This window comes from Paraburkholderia haematera (genome assembly GCF_905220975.1).
In the GTDB taxonomy this organism is placed as follows: domain Bacteria; phylum Pseudomonadota; class Gammaproteobacteria; order Burkholderiales; family Burkholderiaceae; genus Paraburkholderia; species Paraburkholderia haematera.
Genome location: NZ_CAJNBK010000003.1, coordinates 211061 through 230337, shown reverse-complemented (window position 1 = coordinate 230337; position 19277 = coordinate 211061). Strand labels below are relative to the sequence as shown.

General features: G+C 62.3%; 19 protein-coding genes. 14 read left to right on the top strand and 5 right to left on the bottom strand.

Translation table 11 applies throughout. The features are described 5' to 3' along the window. Positions 1-62: 62 nt before the first annotated feature. The gene (locus tag KHO23_RS35395; protein WP_268963881.1) at positions 63-185 is read left to right on the top strand and encodes a hypothetical protein; all 123 of its coding nucleotides are present in this window, start codon (positions 63-65) and stop codon (positions 183-185) included. A gap of 6 nt (positions 186-191) precedes the next feature. Here the strand turns inward: KHO23_RS35395 and KHO23_RS08335 are convergent, their stop codons facing one another. Then, positions 192-1685: an MDR family MFS transporter gene (locus KHO23_RS08335; RefSeq protein WP_211610534.1), complete on the bottom strand. Its 1494-nt coding sequence runs from the start codon at positions 1683-1685 to the stop codon at positions 192-194. A 248-nt stretch (positions 1686-1933) separates the two neighbouring features. Between KHO23_RS08335 and KHO23_RS08330 the strand changes: the two genes are divergently transcribed. The 8 genes from KHO23_RS08330 (at position 1934) to KHO23_RS08295 (ending at position 9247) form a co-directional block, all read left to right on the top strand. Further along, positions 1934-2194: a DUF1488 family protein gene (locus KHO23_RS08330; protein ID WP_211610533.1), complete on the top strand. Its 261-nt coding sequence runs from the start codon at positions 1934-1936 to the stop codon at positions 2192-2194. Between the two features lie 306 nt (positions 2195-2500). Continuing rightward, on the top strand, positions 2501-3004 hold the full coding sequence (locus tag KHO23_RS08325) for a lipocalin-like domain-containing protein (RefSeq protein WP_211610532.1): 504 nt from the start codon (positions 2501-2503) through the stop codon (positions 3002-3004). A 254-nt stretch (positions 3005-3258) separates the two neighbouring features. Next, the gene (locus KHO23_RS08320; protein WP_211610531.1) at positions 3259-4410 is read left to right on the top strand and encodes a porin; all 1152 of its coding nucleotides are present in this window, start codon (positions 3259-3261) and stop codon (positions 4408-4410) included. 248 nt (positions 4411-4658) lie between these two features. Further along, a complete protein-coding gene (locus KHO23_RS08315) occupies positions 4659-4967 on the top strand; it encodes a DUF4148 domain-containing protein (protein WP_211610530.1) in 309 nt (102 codons plus the stop codon). 445 nt (positions 4968-5412) lie between these two features. Further along, positions 5413-6048 carry a carbonic anhydrase gene (locus KHO23_RS08310; RefSeq protein ID WP_211610529.1) on the top strand — a complete coding sequence of 212 codons (636 nt, stop codon included), beginning with the start codon at positions 5413-5415 and terminating at the stop codon, positions 6046-6048. Between the two features lie 218 nt (positions 6049-6266). Further along, entirely contained in the window at positions 6267-6950 is a 684-nt protein-coding gene (locus tag KHO23_RS08305) for a type 1 glutamine amidotransferase domain-containing protein (protein ID WP_211610528.1), read from the top strand. 123 nt (positions 6951-7073) lie between these two features. Next, a complete protein-coding gene (locus KHO23_RS08300; protein WP_211610527.1) occupies positions 7074-7973 on the top strand; it encodes a DMT family transporter in 900 nt (299 codons plus the stop codon). 326 nt (positions 7974-8299) lie between these two features. After that, positions 8300-9247, top strand: coding sequence for a DUF4148 domain-containing protein (locus tag KHO23_RS08295; protein WP_211610526.1), 948 nt, complete (start codon positions 8300-8302; stop codon positions 9245-9247). Between the two features lie 90 nt (positions 9248-9337). Here the strand turns inward: KHO23_RS08295 and KHO23_RS08290 are convergent, their stop codons facing one another. Next, a complete protein-coding gene (locus KHO23_RS08290; RefSeq protein ID WP_211610525.1) occupies positions 9338-10078 on the bottom strand; it encodes an LrgB family protein in 741 nt (246 codons plus the stop codon). Next, complete coding sequence (locus tag KHO23_RS08285; RefSeq protein ID WP_211610524.1) at positions 10075-10446, bottom strand: CidA/LrgA family protein; 372 nt, start codon at positions 10444-10446, stop codon at positions 10075-10077. The genes KHO23_RS08290 and KHO23_RS08285 overlap by 4 nt, the downstream gene beginning before the upstream one ends. Before the next feature lie 170 nt (positions 10447-10616). Here KHO23_RS08285 and KHO23_RS08280 point away from each other — a divergent pair, with 170 nt between their 5' ends. Continuing rightward, entirely contained in the window at positions 10617-11777 is a 1161-nt protein-coding gene (locus KHO23_RS08280; RefSeq protein ID WP_211610523.1) for an epoxide hydrolase family protein, read from the top strand. Between the two features lie 379 nt (positions 11778-12156). After that, positions 12157-13521 carry a sigma-54 dependent transcriptional regulator gene (locus KHO23_RS08275; RefSeq protein ID WP_407946039.1) on the top strand — a complete coding sequence of 455 codons (1365 nt, stop codon included), beginning with the start codon at positions 12157-12159 and terminating at the stop codon, positions 13519-13521. Positions 13522-13710: 189 nt separating this feature from the next. On the opposite strand, the gene KHO23_RS08270 is transcribed toward KHO23_RS08275, so the two are convergent. Next, positions 13711-14796, bottom strand: coding sequence for a TIGR03118 family protein (locus KHO23_RS08270; RefSeq protein WP_211610522.1), 1086 nt, complete (start codon positions 14794-14796; stop codon positions 13711-13713). A gap of 121 nt (positions 14797-14917) precedes the next feature. Further along, positions 14918-16321, bottom strand: coding sequence for an aminotransferase-like domain-containing protein (locus KHO23_RS08265; protein WP_211610521.1), 1404 nt, complete (start codon positions 16319-16321; stop codon positions 14918-14920). A 306-nt stretch (positions 16322-16627) separates the two neighbouring features. On the opposite strand from KHO23_RS08265, the gene KHO23_RS35390 reads away from it, so the two are divergent. The 3 genes from KHO23_RS35390 to KHO23_RS08255 all read left to right on the top strand — a co-directional run bounded on the left by KHO23_RS35390 (position 16628) and on the right by KHO23_RS08255 (position 19256). Further along, the gene (locus KHO23_RS35390; protein WP_268963880.1) at positions 16628-16750 is read left to right on the top strand and encodes a hypothetical protein; all 123 of its coding nucleotides are present in this window, start codon (positions 16628-16630) and stop codon (positions 16748-16750) included. Further along, positions 16750-17979: an NAD(P)/FAD-dependent oxidoreductase gene (locus KHO23_RS08260; RefSeq protein WP_211610520.1), complete on the top strand. Its 1230-nt coding sequence runs from the start codon at positions 16750-16752 to the stop codon at positions 17977-17979. The genes KHO23_RS35390 and KHO23_RS08260 overlap by 1 nt, the downstream gene beginning before the upstream one ends. A 131-nt stretch (positions 17980-18110) precedes the next feature. Then, the gene (locus tag KHO23_RS08255; protein ID WP_211610519.1) at positions 18111-19256 is read left to right on the top strand and encodes a branched-chain amino acid ABC transporter substrate-binding protein; all 1146 of its coding nucleotides are present in this window, start codon (positions 18111-18113) and stop codon (positions 19254-19256) included. Positions 19257-19277: the final 21 nt, after the last annotated feature.

The following is a 19277-nucleotide window of genomic DNA, read 5'->3' as shown; positions in this document are numbered from 1 at the left end:
GTGTTCGGCGGCGTTGTTGTGGGCGAGCGCCGCCGTGCCGGCAGATCCTGCTTCCCGGCGCGATGGAACGTCTTGCGACGATCTGCAAGGACAATCCGGGTGTCGATCGCGACGCGGTGCATGCGCAAACGGCCAAACGGGCGCTCGACTTCTTCGCCACCGCCTTGCGCGCGGGCGGCGCTTAGCGAAGCTCAGTCCTTAAGCGGCGACAACGTTTCTAGCGGGACCTTCTTCGCGGGTCCGATATTGACCGCAGGCACGAAGCCCAGCAGCACGACCACAAAAATCGCAATCGCGAAGATCGAGATGAAGGTCAGATGCAGCGACTGATGCAACACCATGCGAATCATGTCGCTGTCGGCGAGACTCGCCACCTGATTCTGCAGCAGCGCTTTCAGTTGATCCGAGGTGACCACGGCGACGTCCTTCGAGTGACTGAGCCCGAAGTTGAGCACCGCGCCGAACAGCGTCGCGCCCAGCGTGCTGCCGAGATTGCGCGAAAAGAGATTCGATGCGGTGGCGCTGCCGCGCTCGTTCATCTCGACGATTTCCTGAATCAGTACCAGCGAGCTGACACTCGACGTGCCCATGCCGAAGCCCATGATGAGCGAGCCGAACGCCGCGACGAGCGGCGAGCCGCCAGGCTGCAGGAACACGAGCAGAAACGCGCCGAGCGGCACGAATGCGCTGCCGCCGATCAGAATGCGCCGCAAGCCAATGCGGTGAAACGATTTCGCCGCGAGCGTCGCGCCCGCCGGCCAGCCCACCATCATCATCGTGAGTGCCAGACCGGCGACCACGGGCGAGCGGTGCAGCACGCCCTGAACATACATCGGCAGGAAGGTGGTGGCGCCCATCAGGATCATGCCGGACAGCACGGTGGCGGCATTGCACGCGGCAATCGGCCGGCGGCTCCAGAGTGCGAACGAGATCATCGGCTCGGCCGCGCGGCGCTCCTGGAATACGAACAGCAGCAGGCACAGCGCGAACGCGCCGCCCGCGAGCGAGGCACGGGCCATGTCGTCGTCGCCGGCGTAGGTCAGCGCCATCATCAGTGCCGCGATGGCCGCCATGAACAGCGCCGCGCCCGCGAAGTCGATCGACGGACGCGCATGCCGCTCCGATTCGCGCAGGAACGCAATGAAGCCGGCTGCGGAGGCAAGGCCGATCGGCACGTTCATCCAGAAGATCCACGCCCACGACAGGTTGTGAATGATGAAGCCGCCCACCATCGGCCCGACCACCGCTGAAATGGCCCACACGCTGGCAAGATAACCCTGCACCTTGCCGCGTTCGCGCGCCGGATAGAGATCCGCGACGATGGTCAGCGTGACCGGCTGGATCGCGCCAGCGCCGATGCCTTGAATGAGGCGGAACACGATCATGGCGGGCATCGACCAGGCGAAGCCGGCCAGCACCGAGCCGAGCAGAAAGATTGCGATGCCGGCGAGCATGACCGGCTTGCGCCCATAGAGATCGGCTAGCTTGCCGAAGACCACGGTCATGGCGGTTTGCGTCAGCAGGAACGACGAAAAGACCCAGCTGTACAAATGCAGATCGCCGAGTTGCGCGACGATCTGCGGCATCGCGGTGGACACGATGGTGGCTTCGATGGCGACCATCGCCATTGAGGCCATGACTGCGGCAATGACTAAAGGACGCGACAATTGCGGGCTGCGGGACATGGGGCGGTAGTATTAGGATGTTGGAAGCGTCCGGCGGTGTGACAGGTGACTGCCATGCCGGGACGCAAAAAGCGCGGCCGTCAGAAGGCGGCCGAGGTCGAGTATGCACCTTGCGGAGAATATGCGCTGAACGCGGACAGTGGTGGCCGGGCTAAAGCGCGAAGTTAAAGCGGAGTTAAAGCAACGCTAAAGCGCCCTGGCACAGGTTTCGCCCATTCAGCGTGAATTTCGCCAAATGGAGGGTCATTATGAGGATCGAATTCACCGGACGCCGTGAAGTGGTGGCAGCGGCGCGCGTCGCCTTCGAAGCCAATGTCGATGGGACTGACGTCTGGTGCAGCGTGTCGCTGGACGCGCTGAACGACCATTTTGGCAACGAGGGTCCCTCGGCCCACGATCTGGTCGGGACCTTTGAAGCCAATCGCACGCGGATTGAAAATGCGACGCGCCGGGTCCTCGAAAAAAATGGGGGGAAATCCGTGGAGCTGGAAACCGGGGATTTCAACTGAGGCCCGAGCGGCCTGGATCCTGACCTGGGAGGGCGGGCCGGCATGTGGGCGCCGGGCCCGCTCCCATAGCTTTTCGCCAGCAAACCACCTACGCTTCAAAGCACCCGGCCACAATCCCCATTTTATTTTGTCTCGCCCGACATCGTCGCCTCCACGCGAACGTGGACGCCGGTACGCGGTCGAGTCCCGGAACGGCGCGCCGTGCAATCGGACGGCGGATCGGCGGATCGGCCAATCTTTACGCAGGTGCTGGCGAAGCGCGACGGATTCGTCTGACTTCACGTCCTCGCGCGCGTGGAGAACGTCATGAAACCAACGCAGCAGTTTTTCGCCGCCATCGCGCTGGCGCTCGTAGCATTCTGCGTGCCGGTGCCAAAAGCTGTTGCTCAAGCGGCGGACAGCCTCGTGGGATCGTGGTCGCTCGTCTCGCTGACGGTGGCAAAGAGCGGCAACGAAATAGAATTGCTTGGCCCGCATCCGCAAGGGCAACTCATCTTCGGCAATGACGGCCGCTACGTGCTGCTCGTGCTGAGTGCCGACCTGCCGAAATTCACGTCCGGGGACCGGCAGCAAAGCACAGTGGAAGAGAACGCAAAGGTCGCCCGCGGCAATGTCGCGCATTTCGGCTCGTATACCGTGGACACGGCGGCGCAGGTTATCGTCTTTCACATTAAAAAGAGCACCTTCCCGAACTGGGACGCCGAGGTTCAGCGTCGCCCATTCACGCTCGACGGCGACCGGTTGACGTACTTCACGCCGGGCGCCTTCGGCTATGGATCCTCGAAAGTCGTGTGGCAACGCATGAAATAGCGCATCTCGCCGGCAACCCGGCGTGTTGTTCGCACGCAACCTGACCTGCGGCGCCAGCGCGCCGGTCAGGGCCTTCTGGTGGTCAAAACATCGCGCCCGGTCGCATCGCGTCTGGATTGCTGCATGTTGATGAACGATTGTTTCCCAATCTATAAAGGACTGCTCCAAAGCTCAGCCAGTCGTTTTACGGCTGCGGGTTTTTATACTTCGCGTCGCTGTTCAAAACCAGACCTCAGCTACGCAGGAGCATTACCGTGAAAAAGATTTCTGCCGCAGTCGCGGCGTTCGCAGGACTTGCCGCTACCGCGGCGAACGCACAAAGTTCGGTCACCCTCTATGGCCTCATCGATGCGGGCGTGATGTATACCAACAACGTCAAGAAGGGCGGCACGCAGGGTGCGCTTATTCAGGCGACGAGCGGCAATATCAACGGCAGCCGCTTCGGCTTGCGCGGCGGCGAGGATCTCGGCGGCGGCATGAAGGCCATCTTCGTGCTTGAAGATGGCTACAACGTGCAGAACGGCAAGCTCGGCCAGAACAACCGCATGTTCGGCCGTCAGGCGTTTGCCGGCCTGAGCAGCACGCAGTTCGGCACGCTCACGCTCGGTCGCCAATACGATTCGCTCGTCGATTTTGTCGCGCCGCTATCGGGCACGGCCGGTACCTTCGGCGATACAGGCTTCGCTCATCCGTTCGACAACGACAACCTGAACCACTCGGTGCGGATGAGCAACGCCATCAAGTACACGAGCGTGAACTACGGCGGGCTGACGTTCGGCGGCCTCTACGCGTTTTCCAACAACACCGGCTTCGCCATCAATCGTGCCTACAGCGCGGGGGTGAGCTATAGCAACGGTCCGTTCAAGGCGGCCGCGGGCTACCTGCAGATCAACGGTTCCAACTCGACGACGAACACCGGCGGCGCGGTCGATCTCGCGGAATCGACGGCCAACGGCACGGGCGGTTTCCAGCTCGGCGCCGATGTTCAGCGCACGGCCGGGGCTGCCCTGAGCTACGGTTTCGGACCGGTGACGACGGGGTTTGTCTACACGCATAGCCAGTTTGAGAATACGGCGTCGTTTGGCGCGACGCATGGGTCCATGCGTTTCGACAACTTCGAAGTGAATGGCAAGGTTGCGGTGACGCCTGCACTGAGCCTCGGTGCTTCGTACACGTACACGAACGCGCATGTGGGCGGCACGTCGACGTTTGGTTCGGATCCGAAGTGGAATCAGGTGAATCTGCAGGCCGTCTACGCGTTGTCTCGACGCACGGACGTGTACGCCGAGGCGATGGTTCAGCACGTGAGCGGCGAGGGCTACACCGCCTTCATCAATACGGCCGGCGGCGCGTCTTCGACCGGCAACCAGGTGGTGGGCACCGTGGGTCTACGCACGCGCTTCTGATTGCGGTACGCGCAATCATGCGGCGAGTTATGTAGCAATCGCGAAGTTTGCGTTATTCGTGCGGCCGTGCGCTGTCGATTCGAAACGGTGACAGGGTGCGGCCGGCGCGATTTCTCCAGACTCAACAACAATCCCTTCGATGTGCGACCGTTTTTCCCAGAGGAATCGGCGCCTATATTAGGTCTGCGGTCACGGAGCGCATCACGCGACAGACCGCAACCCATTACTCACCGGAGGTTGTTTTTATCATGAAGTCTTTGATCAAGGCTGTCGTTATCGTTGCTTCGCTCGCTGCTTCGGCCGCCGTTTTTGCGCAATCGAATTCCCGCATCACACGTGAGCAGGTGCGTGCCGAACTGGTTCAACTCCAGCAGGCGGGATATCGCGTCGGTGACGGCGACGAGGCGCATTATCCCGACGCGATCCAGGCCGCGCAAGCACGGATTGCCGCGCAAAACAGCAGCATGAGCGGCTACGGCGGCAGCGTTGCAGGGGCATCGCAAAGCGGACGCCCGGCGGTTTCCTCTGCCGACTGGAACGCGATGTATAGCCGTTAATCCGCTAGCTTTGCCGAAGGCGCAGTCAGTGGCGATCGACCCGGTTGTGTTGCGCTTATGCGTGCAGCGAAGTGACGGCGCGCATTAGCGCAACGCGATTGGGTTCGAGCCACGAAGCGGGCGAGCGGTGGAAAGGATTCTTCCAGTCTCGCGTATATATCCGCTTCGTCCGCGCAGGTACAGTACTGATGCACGCACGGTTTCCGGTGTGCGAGCGAGAGAGTTGGCCCCGGCTGGCAACAGCCGGGGTTTTTTTGTCTTCGGCGTTGGAATGTGCAGGCGTAAAGTTTGTGCTTCAGAATCGACCTCAGGTTTGACGTGTCGCCCGACGAAGGATGAAGCCGTGACCGCGGCTGCGGTATAGTCGCGCGAACCGATCGCAGACACGCCTTGGACCTTTGCCGAAGGGTCGGCTGGCTGAGGCTTTGACTATCCGGAGAACGTCGTGCAGGAAATCATAGAAGGGTTTATCCGCTTTCAACGCGAAGTCTTCCCGCAGCAGAGCGCATTGTTCAAACGTTTGTCGGCTGCGCAAAGTCCGCGCACGCTGTTCGTGACCTGCTCGGACAGCCGTGTCGTTCCCGAATTACTGACTCAGGTGGAGCCGGGCGCGCTGTTCGTCATCCGCAACGCGGGCAACATCGTGCCGTCATACGGTCCGGAGCCGGGCGGGGTATCGGCGACCGTCGAATACGCGGTGGCGGTACTGGGCGTGCGGGATATCGTGATTTGCGGTCACTCCAATTGCGGGGCGATGACGGCGATCTGCACGTGCAAGAACCTCGACCATTTGCCGGCGGTGGCGGGGTGGCTCCGTCACGCCGACGCGGCGAAAGCGATCAACGCGTCACGAACCTACGCATCGGATGCCGAGCGCCTCGACGCTCTGGTCAAAGATAACGTGATGGCTCAACTCGCGAACATTCGAACGCATCCGTCGGTGGCCGTGGGCCTTGCGAGCAAAACGCTGCGACTGCACGGCTGGATTTTCAACATCGAAAGCGGCACGATGCTGGCACTCGATGGCAGCACAGGGCAGTTCTTGCCCCTGGTGGAGAACCCTGAAATTTATGCTGGCTGACGCGGCGTTGTGATGTGACGCGCGCGGCCGTTCGGCGAATCTTGCTAGCCGCCGGCGCGCTGCGGCTGTTGGCTGCACGCCGCGAAGGGCGCGCGTAGCAAAACCGGAAAACATCTTCTGCGTTCTGGATAGCCGCCTATACTGCCAGAACGCCTTGCGCCGGAGACTCCGCTCGACGGCTCGATGCAGCGCGAATTGAACTTGCTCGCGAGGTTTCCATGAAGATTCTGGTGGTACTGACTTCACATGACCAACTCGGCAACACAGGCCGGAAAACCGGTTTCTGGCTCGAAGAGTTTGCCGCGCCCTATTACGTGTTCAAGGATGCGGGCGTCGAGATGACGCTCGCTTCACCCCAAGGCGGCCAGCCGCCGCTCGACCCGAAGAGCGACGATCCCGATGCGCAGACCGACGCGACCCGCCGGTTCAGGAAGGACGCACACGCGCAAGCCGCGTTGGCGAGTACGGCGAAGCTTGCCACCGTGTCGGCTGCGGACTATGACGCGGTGTTCTATCCCGGCGGTCACGGACCGCTATGGGATCTTGCCGAAGACCCCCATTCAATTGCCCTGATCGAAGCGATCTATGCCGCGGGAAAGCCCGTCGGCGCGGTGTGCCACGCACCAGGTGTGCTACGCCATGCCAAAGCGCCGGATGAAACGCCTCTCGTGCGCGGTAAGCCGGTTACCGGTTTCTCCAATGCCGAGGAAGCAGCAGTCGGTCTTACCGAGGTGGTGCCTTTCCTTGTCGAGGATATGTTGAAGAAGAACGGCGGCAGGTATTCGAAGGGGCCCGATTGGCAATCGCATATCGTGGTCGCGGGCAATCTGATCACGGGGCAGAATCCCGCGTCGTCGGAAGCAGCGGCCAACGCACTGCTCACGAAACTCGGCGTGACGTGAGCGCACAGTTTTTCCAGTCGATCAGTCGAGGCGCTACAGGCATAATCCGTTTTCCGATTACTTCACCCTTTCATTGGGGGTGATATCAAAGCGGCGCGCTGCTCCGCGCGCCCAGGAAAGCTTATGCCGCCCATCACCGCTGTCCGGAATACAGCCGTGCCGCAGCGCAGCGTCGCGCTGATCCTCGTTTCCATGTTCTGCTTCGCGCTCGTCGATGCGCTGGCGAAATCCGTGGCGCTCGCCTATCCGGCCAATGAAGTGACATTCTTCCGGATGGTGTTCGGCTTGCTGCCTGCGATTGCGGTTTGCCTGCGCGGCAAGCCGCTTATCGAGCGTCTCAGGCATATGGATGTACGCGGGCAGACCTTGCGCGCGCTGACGTTGCTCGGCGCCTCGGGGCTGTTCTTTGCAGGGCTGCCTTATGTCCCGCTGAGCGAGGCGGTGGCGATCGTCTACTCGGAGACCTTGCTGGTCATCGTTCTTGCACCGCTCCTTCTGAAGGAAACGCTCAAGCCGCGCGACGCGCTTGCTGCCGCGGCCGGTTTTGTCGGCGTACTTTTCGTGGTGCGCCCGGACGGTTCGCATTCGAGCTGGCTCGGTCCGGTGCTGCTGATGTCGAGCGCATTTTTCGGCGCGCTGTCGATCATTCAGATCAAGCGGATTCGCGCCACCGACGATTCGGGCACCACGGTGCTGTATTTCACGGTGATCGGCACCATCGTCACCGGGGCATCGCTGTTTTTCGCGTGGCGCACGCCTTCTATCCAGGCACTCGCGGTGATGGCGTTGCTCGGCGGATTTGCCACGGCAGGACAGTTGCTGATGACCATGGCATTTCGACAGGCCGATGCCGGGGCGCTCGCGCCGTATAACTACACCAGCATCGTGTGGGCTACGTTATTCGGCTATATCGTGTGGGGCGAGACGATCGGCAGCATGTCGCTGCTCGGTATCACGTTGATTGTCGGAAGCTCGATTGTGGTTGCCGTGCGCGGCAAGCAGACCGAGGGGCCACTTGTGTAGGCACGCGTTGCATGCGCCGAATTCAAACGCTGAATTCAAACCCTCTTTTCATTGATTCGCAGTTCAAACAATCGTCCTAGGAAGGCCAGGCCAGCAAGCAGGCTTTTTCGGACAACACGCCCATGCAAGCGGACGAATTGACGTTTGGCGACTATAAATAAAACATAGCACGCATCCAGCTTGCACTCTGATTCGTAGATGACTGTATCGGCCGAACTCGCGGTCGTTGCGGCGGCATCGATTGATTCGCTGTGAACTCTCTGATGAATTCGGGCACGTTTGCGATGCCGCGAACGCGCATGTCCGCGAATAGAGAGGGAGGCGTCATGGTCAGCGAACCCAGGAAGATCGTTCTCACGAGCCTTTTTGTCGGCGCGCTCGCGATCGCGGCGTATGTTTCGCAGTCGGGCAAAAGCGGGTTGCCGGCGGACGAACTCGGCCTGGAGCACGACAACGCGTCGGCTCATTACACCCGCGGCAACACGATAACCGGTTCGGTGAGTTCCGGGCCTGTCGTTGCAAGCAGCGAATCGGCAGCGGCCATTGCCGGGAATCTTCGGGCGGCGCGCCGAAGTTTGCAGCGCAACGATCTTGCCGCCGCGCAAGCGCAACTGGACGCGATACGACCGGCCCACCCGGACGACGAACAGGTTCTCGCGCTCCAGAAAGAGGTCGAGGCGCGCACGGAGCAGGCGCAGCACGCACCGGCTGCCATGCATGCGGAAAAGCTGGTGCAGCAAGGGGGGAAATCGGCACGGCTTGCGTCGCCGTCTTCCTCGAAAACGGGCCGGCTCCACGCAAACCACGTTGCAATTCGCGAGCACTCAAACCGTTACGCGAAGACCTCGCGAGCTCCCGAAACCGCTGTTAGCGCGGCAAGTGTGCCGGGCGGGAGAGCGAATGGTGTCGGCGCACCCGCTGTTGCGAGTTCGTCAGTCGCTGTGCCGGCCGAAGCGAAGGTCATCTCTAACGTAACCAGTGTATCGGCTGTCATCCAGCCGATACAGCCGATACAACAGGCGCCGGTAGCGCCGCCAGGCCCGCAAGCCCAGCCAAACCCGCAAGCCGCGCCCGCGCAGTCGACACCATGGCCACCTCAGTTCGCACCCGCCATCGAGACGCCTTTGAGGTCAGAGAGCGGCCCAAAAACACGCGCACAGGTGCGCGCGGAAATCGCCCGCGCTCGCGCCGATGGCAGTCTCCCCGCGTTCGGCAATCCGGACCCGGCTGGACCCGGCGGCGCACCGAGCCTGACCAACGCGCCGCGTCCGTGAAGCGGTGTAGGCCGCCGTTTAGCGCAACGCTTCAGCGAGCTGCGCATAAGTGGGTTCGTCCGTGCGACCGAACGCTAGCCCCTCAAGCTTTCAAGCCAACAACCAGCGCGCCGCGAGCGGGATCAGCACCGGCACGACGAATGCGGTAAAAATTCCGTTCAGGCCCATGCCGAGGCCGGCAAATGCCCCCATTTCTTCGCTGACCTGGAAAGCCCGCGCCGTGCCGATGCCGTGCGACGCAACCCCGAGTGCGAATCCGCGAACCTCCGGCTCGACGATGCGCAGCGCGTTCAGAATGAAACGCGCAAAAACGGCGCCGAATACCCCGGTGGATATCACGAGCACCGCGGTCAACGACGGAATGCCGCCAATCTCGGAGGCGACCGCCATCGCAATCGGCGTGGTCGCTGACTTCGGTGCAAGCGACGCGACAGTTTGATGCGAAGCGCCGAACAGCGCTGCCACGCCGACCGCCGAGACGATAGCCGTCAACGACCCGGCAACGAGGCCGCCGATCAGCGGCAAGGCGGACCGGCGCAGTTTGGGCCACTGCCGGTAGAGCGGCAGCGCTAGCGCGACCGTCGCCGGCCCGAGCAGAAAGTGGACGAATTGCGCGCCTTCGAAGTAGGTGGCATACGGTGTGTGCGTGATTTCGAGCAGCGCAACCAGCAGCGCCACGGCGATCAGCACCGGATTGGCGAGTGGATTGAAGCGTGCCTTCGCGTAGATGGACTGGGCGATCAGGTAGGCGACCAGCGTAATGGTCAGGCCGAGCAAGGGGCTCGCGGCGAGATAAACCCAGATGGCGCCGAGCTTGGGAATGGCGGTCACGACACGGCCTCCGAGGTGGCAGGATCCCGGCGTTGGCGCCGCATCAACGCACGGGTGACGAGCGCGGCGACGGCGATCGCCAGCGTCGTGCTGACTGCAATGGAGACGATCACTGCCACAGCGTCGCCGCGAATCTGGTTCGCCGACACCATGATGCCGACGCCTGCCGGCACAAAGAGTAAGGACAGATGGCGCAGCAATTCGAGCGCGGTCGGCTCGATCGCATCGGCGGCCCGCGGGCGCAGCATGAGGAAACCGAACAACAGCAGCATGCCGATCACCGGACCTGGCACCGGCAGATGGAACACATATGACACGCCTTCTCCAAGGCATTGAAAGATGAGTAGAGCCGCGAGCGCTGCAAGCATGGTGGTCTCCGGGACGCAAAACGGGAAATCCGCCCATTGTGTACCATGCAGAATTGCTGCGTACGCTCCGTGCCTGTTTTGAAGCTTCGCTCCCCCGCTGAATTGCCGGGACCGGCGCTATCGAATCCTGAGCGCCCGTTATCCCCACATCTTGCGCCGGATGAACTGACATGCAGATCGAACCGTTTCAGATTGCCGTGCCGGAAGCCGAGATAGACGATCTTCGCCGGCGTATTCGCGCGACACGCTGGGCACCGGCTACGCCGTCGCCCGCCTGGCAGCAAGGCACCGATTCAACCTGGCTGCGCGAACTCGCGCAGTACTGGGCCGAGCGTTTCGATTGGCGCGAGGCCGAACGCAGGCTGAATCTGCAACCGCAATTTCTCGCCGAGGTCGATGGTCAGCGCGTGCACTTCGTGCATCGGCGCGGCGTCGGCCCGACGTCTTATCCGCTCGTGATAACGCATGGCTGGCCGGGATCGTTTTTCGAGTTCCACGCGCTGCTCGAGCGCTTATGCAATCCGGCCGCCTTCGGCTGCGATCCGGCCGATGCGTTCGACGTCGTCGTTCCGTCGCTGCCCGGCTTCGCGTTTTCGGCGGCACCCGCGGCGCCTGCCACTTCGGCGTTTCAGGTGGCGGATTTATGGGCTTCGCTGATGCGTGGCCTCGGTTATGAACGCTTTGGCGCTCAAGGCGGCGATCTGGGCGCGGGTGTCTCGATCGCGCTCGCCGCACGGCATCACACGGTTGTCGACGGTATTCATCTCAACTTTCTGCCGAGCTCGTACGAGCCCGCAAGCGGCGCCGCGCAGATGCCGCTCACGCCCGCAGAGGAGGCCTATTTGCGGGAGAAGAGTGAGTGGGCGGCTCTCGAAGGCGGCTATGCGCATCTGCACGCCACGAAACCGCAGACTGTGGCGGCGTCGCTGAACGATTCGCCGGTGGGGCTTGCTGCGTGGATCGGCGAGAAGTTTCGCGCATGGAGCGATTGCGACGGCGAGATCGAGCGCGTGTTTTCGAAAGACGAGTTGCTCACCAACATTTCGCTTTACTGGTACACGCAGAGTATCGGCCCAGCGATGCAGATGTATTGGGAAAACCGCTTGCAGCCCATGCGCTTCGCCGAGGGGCAACGCGTCCTGCCGCCGGTCGGATTTGCGCAGTTTCCCAAGGAGATCCACCATCCGCCGCGCACTTGGCTCGAACGGACTTTCAACGTCGTGCAATGGACCGACATGCCGAGCGGTGGCCATTTCGCCGCGATGGAAAAGCCCGATATGCTGGCTGCCGAGATCCGCAAGTTCTTCAGAAAACTGAGGCGCGAGGCATAGTCTCAAAGGCCTGACCGGCTCTGCGACAGGTTTAACCAGCTAACGTGGGCAGAGGCAGCAGAGGCAGCAGAGGCAGCAGAGGCGGCAGAGGCGGCAGAGGCCATGCCGAACTCAATCATCAAATATAGTCAGGGCGCGTCGCAGCAAGCCGGCAGCCGCGTATGATCGGCTGTCGTTATCGCATCCGGCTTCTCTCCAGCCAACGTTCGCAGCGCTGTCGGCTTGATGGAACCCGATGCATCATGAAATGGCAGCCCCTGGTACGCGCCTGATTTGCGAGGACAGGCATCCGCGTTCACGGGGCAACTGGAACAACGCAGCGGCGAGGCACCTGAGCACAACGCGTCTCAGAGCGGGCTCTGCGGGAAAATAAAAAACAATGCACAAAATCAAGGCCATTACGCGGCGTGTCATCTACTTCACGCGCGACCCTTCGCCGGAGCTATTGGCGAGCTTCGAAGAGCGTGATTGGGAGGTTGAGGTCGCCGGTTCGGTTCGTGATGTCCGGCAAGCCGTGGATGACGGCTCGCTGGCTGGCGGACTGGTCGATCTGTCGAGCGTGTTCGATGGCCATGACATGGCCGCGCTGGAAGCCTGCGTGGCAATGCCGAACGTCGGCTGGGTGGCGATGACCGCGGCGCCGGAGTTCGATGACGCCGCCGTACGCCGACTGGTGCGCGACTACTGCTTCGACTACGTGACGCTTCCCGCCACGAACGCCAGGATTGTCGATACGGTAGGCCATGCCTGCGGCATGATCTCGCTCGGCGAACCCGCGTTAGTCGATACGTCCGCGGCGGAAGGCGAGATGATCGGCAACTGCGATGCCATGCTCGCGTTATTCCAATCGATCCGCAAAGTCGCGACAAACGACGCGCCCGTCTTCGTTTCCGGTGAATCCGGGACGGGCAAGGAGTTGACAGCGGCGGCGATTCACGCGCGCTCGGCGCGTCGTGACGCGCCGTTCGTCGCCATCAACTGCGGCGCGATTCCGCCGCACCTGCTGCAGTCCGAGTTGTTCGGCTACGAGCGCGGCGCCTTCACGGGCGCGAGTCAACGCAGAATAGGGCGCGTGGAAGCGGCTCACGGCGGCACCGTATTTCTCGATGAAATCGGCGATCTGCCGTTCGAGAGTCAGGCGAGCCTGCTGCGTTTCCTGCAGGGAAGCACCATCGACCGCCTGGGCAGCAACGGTTCGATTAAAGTCGACGTGCGCATAATTTCCGCGACTCACGTCGATATGGAGGCCGCGATCGAAGACGGACGCTTTCGCGCGGACCTGTACCACCGCTTGTGCGTACTGAGAATCGACGAACCGCCGCTTCGCGCGCGCGGCAAGGACATCGAACTGCTCGCGCTGTACACGCTGGATCGTTACAGAAAGGATGCAAGCCGCCGGCTGTACGGTTTTTCGCCGGGCGCGATCGCAGCGATGCATCAATACGATTGGCCTGGCAACGTGCGGGAACTGATCAACCGGGTTCGTCGCGCCATTGTGATGTCGGAAGGGCGAACGATCAGCGCGGACGACCTCGAGCTTTCCGCTTACGTCGCGGTTGTGCCCGTGACCCTCGCCCGGGCACGCGAGACGGCGGAGCGGCAAGCCATTGAACTCGCGCTGCTGCGGCACCGCGGGCGACTCGGCGACGCCGCGCGCGAGCTCAGCATTTCACGCACTACGCTGTACCGTTTGCTCAGCTCGCACGGCATGCGATACGAGCAGGACAGCACTGCTGAACGTTGACGCGAAAATTACACCGCGTCCAGCTAACGTACCCACTTAAAGCAGCCAGGTAAGAGATTCAGAGTGTGGAACGTCTCGCCACGCTGTCCGCTTACGCCTGGCGTAGCGTGAAGAGTTAGCCGTTCAGTTCATACCACAGTTGATGGCGCGCGTTCGCCGTTTCGCCGCCAACGCGCGCGCGGCCGCCGTTCACATTTTCACGTCGATGCGGCCATAAACCCCGTCTGCTTCGTCATTAGGTCCCGCAGCAAAAAACAGCGTGTTAACCGGCTGATTATCGAGCCCGTTGCCGAACGCGATACCCCAAAGCCCCGCTTGCACAAACGTGGTTCCGTTCTGCAGTTTGACGCTGCCGAGGGATAGCCCACTTGCCGGATCGAAGGCGTTGATCGTGCCGTCGCCAAAATTGCCGATCAATATGTCGCCGCTGAAGCGGCCAAAGTTGCCCGGCGCCTGGGCGACGCCCCACGGTGCGTTCAGCGCACCGGCCGACGCGAAGTGCTGCAGCAGATTCCCGCCCATATCGAATACGTCGACGAAGCCGAGCCCGGCACCGGCGAGATTGTCATGTGCAACCGCGTTCTGTTTGGCATAGGTCACGAAGAGTTTCGAACCGATCGCCTGAATGCCGAACGGCGCAAAGCCTGCCGGCAGCGAAGTGTCCTGAAACTTGCCGGGCAGCGCGACCTTCGCGAAGTTCTTGTCGAACACGTCGATCTTGTTGTTATGGAAGTCGGTGGCATAGAGAAAGTTCGCCGCGCCATTGCTGGCGAGCGCGAGCCCCTTGTAGACCGCGCCACCCGTACCGTCGTCGAACATGACGATCGCGGTCGTGGGCGCGACCGCCGGCGCCCACGTGGTGATCGTGCCGCCTTCGCCGGAAAAGATAAAGACGCCCACGCCGGTCTTGCCGCCCTGAGTGACCGAAAAATCCGTGGTGCCGTTGAACACGATGCCGGTCGGATTCGCCGGTCCGCTGATTCTATTCGGAATGCTGACGACTAGCGATTGCGGCACGCCGTTGCCATCATAGAGTGTGGCGACGGAGGTCCCGTTGTCGGCAACCCAGACAAAGCCCTTTGGATTGAACGCGATGCCCCACGGTTTTTTCAGATTTGCGTCGGTGTGGGGGGCGGAGACCGCGCCGTCGGAGACCAGCGCGCTGGCCGCATACGACTGAGCGGTGATCGATCCCGAACCGCCCCCGCATGCGACAAGACTCATCAATGCCACGCCGCCCGCCATGGCGCTCAACACGTTAAGCACAGACTTCATGACCGCACCTCGCTTATGACCGATGGTCGTTGCGGTGAATGAACGTGCCGCGTGGCGGGTTTATTCCTTTGGCCGTTGAAGAATTTAATTCGATTTGAAGCGGATTCGAGATGTCCTGATTTCAGATCGTACCGAACAGCGCGCGGGGACGATCCTTCAGCGTGCCCGTCAACAGTCGTAACGCACTCACGAGCTGATCGCGGCTCGTCGCGCATGCGAGGTTGATCCGTACGCCGTGCTCGATCTCCGACCTGTCCACGGCAAACGCAGACGAAGGCATCACCACCACGCCACGCGCTTTCGCATTCGCCGCGAAGTCGTCGGCACGCCACGGCGGCGGCAGCTTGAGCCACACGAACATGCACGCCGGATCGGTCTGCAGCAATTCCTGCGGCAGCAACTCGCGCGCCAGATCCTGCCGCGCGCGAATTTCGGCTAGCTGTGCGTCCATGATGTGGCGCGCCGTGCCGTCCTCGATCCAGATCGAAGCGATCAGCATCGACATCGGCGCGGGCATCCAGGCGGTGGTGCGCACCGCCTCCGCACACAGCGCGGAACTGTGCGGCGGACTCAGCAGGTAACCGAGCCGCAGGCCGGGCGCGAGAATCTTCGAGGTCGCCGCGAGATGGAACGTCAGTTCCGGGCACAGGCTCGCGATGGTGGGCAGCCGGTGCGAAACCAGGGGGCCGTATACATCGTCTTCGATGATCGCCACGCCATGCCGGCGCGCGATGTCGACGAGCGCCATGCGCCGCTCCAGACTCATCGTCGTCACGGTTGGGTTCTGCAGATTGGGTACCGTGAAGATGGCCTTGACCGGCATGCGCCGGCAGGCAAGTTCCACCTCGTCGGTCAGGAGTCCATCGCGGTCGCTCGGAATGCCGACGATCTCGAACTGGAACACGGGAGCGAGTGCTTTCAGCCCGTAGTAGGTGAGTTGATCGGCGAGGATCACGCCGTCCGTACCGATCAGGCTGTTCAGCACCGCATACAAGCCGTGCTGCGCACCGCTCGTGACGACCACGTGCTCGGGCGTCGGCGTGAAGCCCGGCGCGGCCATCCAGCGGGCGCCGGCGGCGCGCGCCCAGGCCGGTCCTTGCGGCGGCTGGTATTCCTGCAATTGCGGGTAACGCGGATCGCGCGGCAATTCCGCCAGCGTGCGCGCGAGGCAATTCAGGAATTCGCCGGTGGCCGGCCGGTTGACGGTCAGGTCGATCGCCGCGTTGCTGGCCGGCTGCGCCGGTTCGACGCTCGGCATCGCGCCGCCGGTGACGAGCGACCCGCGCCGTTTGCTGCCGATCACCAGCCCGCGCAACTGCAATTCCTTGTACGCGCGGGACACGGTCGACACGTTGATGCCCAGTTCGGTCGCCAGTTGCCGCTGCGGCGGCAGGCGGCTGCCCGGCGGATAGACGCCGCTGCGAATCTCGTTCTCGATCGAGCTGGACACCTCGACATACGTGGAGCGCTTCGTCTGCGCCGGCGCGCCATTGGCCCCACGCGCTATGTCTTTGCCAGAAGCCATAAGAACAGATGTCTCCATACAAAATCGACTTTGTCCGCGATTGTGCGGAATTTTGCCGATTCTATACCAGACAAGCGGCTGCGCCACGCTAAAAAACGCTGTGCCGGAACGACTAATCTCCGGCCCGCCGACGTCCGCAAGGATTGCGCCATAGACCATCCAGGGAAAATGCTAGGGCCACACAATGTGAGTTTTAATTGCACACAAAAAAATATTGTGTGATTCTGATTGCCAGAGTTTGTCTGGTGGCGTGCGTATCGCGGTGTCGCCGGACAGCGTCCAGAATCTGTCTGAAGGAGTGTCCCGATGCGTTTTCTTCCGTCCCCGCACGCCCCGTCCGCGCCGAAACCCGGCACGCAGGCAATGGGGCGGGATGTCGCGATGAGCGGGCCGTACGGTATCGGTGGCGCAATGGAAGGGCGCAAGTAATGTCGGAGATTGCCATCATCGGTGCGGGATTCATCGGCCTCGCGAGCGCTGCGGCGCTGATGCGCGACGGCCATCGAGTCACGCTGTTCGATCCGGCCGGTGTGGGGCAGGGCGCGTCCTTCGGCAACGCGGGGACCTTCGCGCACTATGCGTGCATTCCGGTCAACAACCCCTCCGTGTTCCGCGATTTGCCGCGCTTTCTGTTATCGAACGACAGTCCGTTCAGGTTGCGTTGGGGATACTTGCCGCACCTCGCGCCATGGCTTGCGCGTTTCATGATGAGCTCGCTGCCGCGGCGCTACGAAAAAAGCGCGGGCGCGCTCGCCGCGCTGCTCGATCGCGCGCATGACGGTTATGCGCCTTTGCTTGCGAACGCGGAACTGGCGCGTTTTGTCCGGTCCCGCGAATGTCTTTATCTCTATTCGAATGCTGCTTCTTTCGACGCCGCGCGTCCGGCACTCGATCTGCGCCGACAGCTAGGCGTTGCGTTCAACGTGCTCGGCGGCAGCGAGATCCGTGCGCTTGAACCGTCGCTCGCGCCGATATTCGAACGCGGCGTGCTGTTCGCCAATAGCTGGCATTTCTCCGATCCGCACGGTTTTCTGCAGACGCTTTACGGGCAGCTTGCCGCGCAAGGCTTGACACTTGTGCGGTCGAGCGTCCACGCCGTGGAACCTTCGGCTGACGGCGCGGCGCTGAGCGTCGACGGCGCCACGCGACGTTTCGCTCACGTGGTGATCGCAACGGGCGCGCGTTCGGCCCAGTTCGCCAAACAATGCGCCGACCCCGTTCCGCTCGATACGGAGCGCGGTTATCACGTCCGTTTTCCGGGCGCGCAGCAACTGGTTTCGCGGCCGGTCGGCTGGGCCGAGCGCGGCTTCTACATGACGCCGATGAGCGATGGCCTGCGCGTCGCGGGCACGGTCGAACTGGCGGGTTTCGGCGAGACGCGCAACCGCTCGCTGATCGATCTGCTGACGTTTTCGTCGAAGCGCGCCTTGCCCGCGCTAGATACGCCGGATAGCAGTTGGCTCGGCTTGCGCCCGACGTTGCCGGACGGCGTGCCGGTACTCGGACGCTCGCGCGCGAGCGAGCGCGTGATCTACGCATTCGGCCACCAGCACCTCGGCTTGACGCTAGCCGGGGTGAGCGGACGCATCGTCGCCGATCTGATCGCGCAGCGTGCGCCGCCGCTCGATCTCGCGCCTTATTCGGCAGCGCGCTTTTGACTTTCATAGAGGCTTTGACCGTGCCGGTTTTCTTGCTTCACGACTAGCATCGCAGGACGGATTCGACGCGTCGCGCATCGGATCGGCCAACCTACACATCGCGCGACGTTATCTCTCGCAAGGAGCGCATCATGAATCGCCGCTATTGGCTGTTGAGTGTCGCCGTTGGCGCACTCGTCACGACTCTGCCGTCCGCATGGGCGGCCGATCCTGAAGTCGTCAAGATCGGTTTCGTCGGACCGTTGACGGGCCCGGTTGCACGAGTTGGCAAGGACCTGCAGTACGGCGCTCAATTAGCGCTCGATGAAGAGAACGCCAGGCATCCGGTGATTGGCGGAAAGCCGGTCAAATTCGTGCTCGACGTGCAGGACGATCAGGCGGACCCCCGCGTGGCGATTCAGGTCGCGCAGAAACTGGTCGACGACGGCGTGGTCGGCGTAATCGGTCACTACAACTCGGGGTGCAGCATTCCGGCGTCGACGGTGTATCACCAGGCCGACGTCGCGATGATTACGCCGGGCTCGACCAATCCGCAACTCACCAAGCAAGGCTTCAAGAACGTGTTTCGCACCATGGGGCACGACGGCATTGGTGGCGTAGTGGCAGGGCATTTCGTGGTGGAGCAGATGAAGGCGAAGCGCATCGGCATCATCGACGACCGTACGGCATTCGGGCAAGGGCTCGCGGATGCGTTCGAAAAAGGCGCGAAGGAAGCGAACGGCAACATAGTGGACCGCGAGTTCACGAACGACAAAGCGGTGGATTTTCGCGCCATCCTGACAACGCTCAAGAGCAAGAACGTCGATCTGATTTTCTTCGGCGGTCTGGATGAGCAGGGCGCGATGCTGGTCAAACAGATGCGCTCGCTGGGCATGCAGGCACAACTGTTCGGTGCCGGCGCGCTGAAGAGCAATGCTTTCCTGCAAATCGCCGGCACCGCGGGTGACGGTACGCAGGATCTGGAACCCGGCCCGGCGCTCGACAAGCTGCCTGCCGCGCAGGAGTTCGGCAAGCGCTACAAGGCGCGTTTCAATCAGGATGTCGAACTGTATGCGCCGTTTGCCTATGACGCCGCGCTCGCCATGATCAAGGCGATTCACGGCGCCGACTCGCTCGATCGGGCGAAGATCGTCGACAGCCTGTCGAAAGTGAAGGTCACCGGCGTGACCGGCAACATTACCTTTGACCCGTACGGCGATCTGATCAAGCCGCCCTACACGCTGTTCCAGGTCCAGCAAGGGCAATGGAAGAGCATCAAGACTGTAGGCGGGGTCTGACTGTTTGCGAGAAGGCGCCGG

What these genes read in the sequence shown, in the direction of transcription:
- KHO23_RS08255 (WP_211610519.1), top strand. Translation starts at nt 18,111, where the DNA reads ATGAATCGCCGCTATTGGCTGTTGAGTGTCGCCGTTGGCGCACTCGTC.
- KHO23_RS08300 (WP_211610527.1), top strand. Translation starts at nt 7,074, where the DNA reads ATGCCGCCCATCACCGCTGTCCGGAATACAGCCGTGCCGCAGCGCAGC.
- KHO23_RS08260 (WP_211610520.1), top strand. Translation starts at nt 16,750, where the DNA reads ATGTCGGAGATTGCCATCATCGGTGCGGGATTCATCGGCCTCGCGAGC.
- KHO23_RS08270 (WP_211610522.1), bottom strand. Translation starts at nt 14,796, where the DNA reads ATGAAGTCTGTGCTTAACGTGTTGAGCGCCATGGCGGGCGGCGTGGCA.
- KHO23_RS08295 (WP_211610526.1), top strand. Translation starts at nt 8,300, where the DNA reads ATGGTCAGCGAACCCAGGAAGATCGTTCTCACGAGCCTTTTTGTCGGC.
- KHO23_RS08335 (WP_211610534.1), bottom strand. Translation starts at nt 1,685, where the DNA reads ATGTCCCGCAGCCCGCAATTGTCGCGTCCTTTAGTCATTGCCGCAGTC.
- KHO23_RS08315 (WP_211610530.1), top strand. Translation starts at nt 4,659, where the DNA reads ATGAAGTCTTTGATCAAGGCTGTCGTTATCGTTGCTTCGCTCGCTGCT.
- KHO23_RS08280 (WP_211610523.1), top strand. Translation starts at nt 10,617, where the DNA reads ATGCAGATCGAACCGTTTCAGATTGCCGTGCCGGAAGCCGAGATAGAC.
- KHO23_RS08285 (WP_211610524.1), bottom strand. Translation starts at nt 10,446, where the DNA reads ATGCTTGCAGCGCTCGCGGCTCTACTCATCTTTCAATGCCTTGGAGAA.
- KHO23_RS35395 (WP_268963881.1), top strand. Translation starts at nt 63, where the DNA reads ATGGAACGTCTTGCGACGATCTGCAAGGACAATCCGGGTGTCGATCGC.
- KHO23_RS08330 (WP_211610533.1), top strand. Translation starts at nt 1,934, where the DNA reads ATGAGGATCGAATTCACCGGACGCCGTGAAGTGGTGGCAGCGGCGCGC.
- KHO23_RS08305 (WP_211610528.1), top strand. Translation starts at nt 6,267, where the DNA reads ATGAAGATTCTGGTGGTACTGACTTCACATGACCAACTCGGCAACACA.
- KHO23_RS08265 (WP_211610521.1), bottom strand. Translation starts at nt 16,321, where the DNA reads ATGGCTTCTGGCAAAGACATAGCGCGTGGGGCCAATGGCGCGCCGGCG.
- KHO23_RS08325 (WP_211610532.1), top strand. Translation starts at nt 2,501, where the DNA reads ATGAAACCAACGCAGCAGTTTTTCGCCGCCATCGCGCTGGCGCTCGTA.
- KHO23_RS35390 (WP_268963880.1), top strand. Translation starts at nt 16,628, where the DNA reads ATGCGTTTTCTTCCGTCCCCGCACGCCCCGTCCGCGCCGAAACCCGGC.
- KHO23_RS08275 (WP_407946039.1), top strand. Translation starts at nt 12,157, where the DNA reads ATGCACAAAATCAAGGCCATTACGCGGCGTGTCATCTACTTCACGCGC.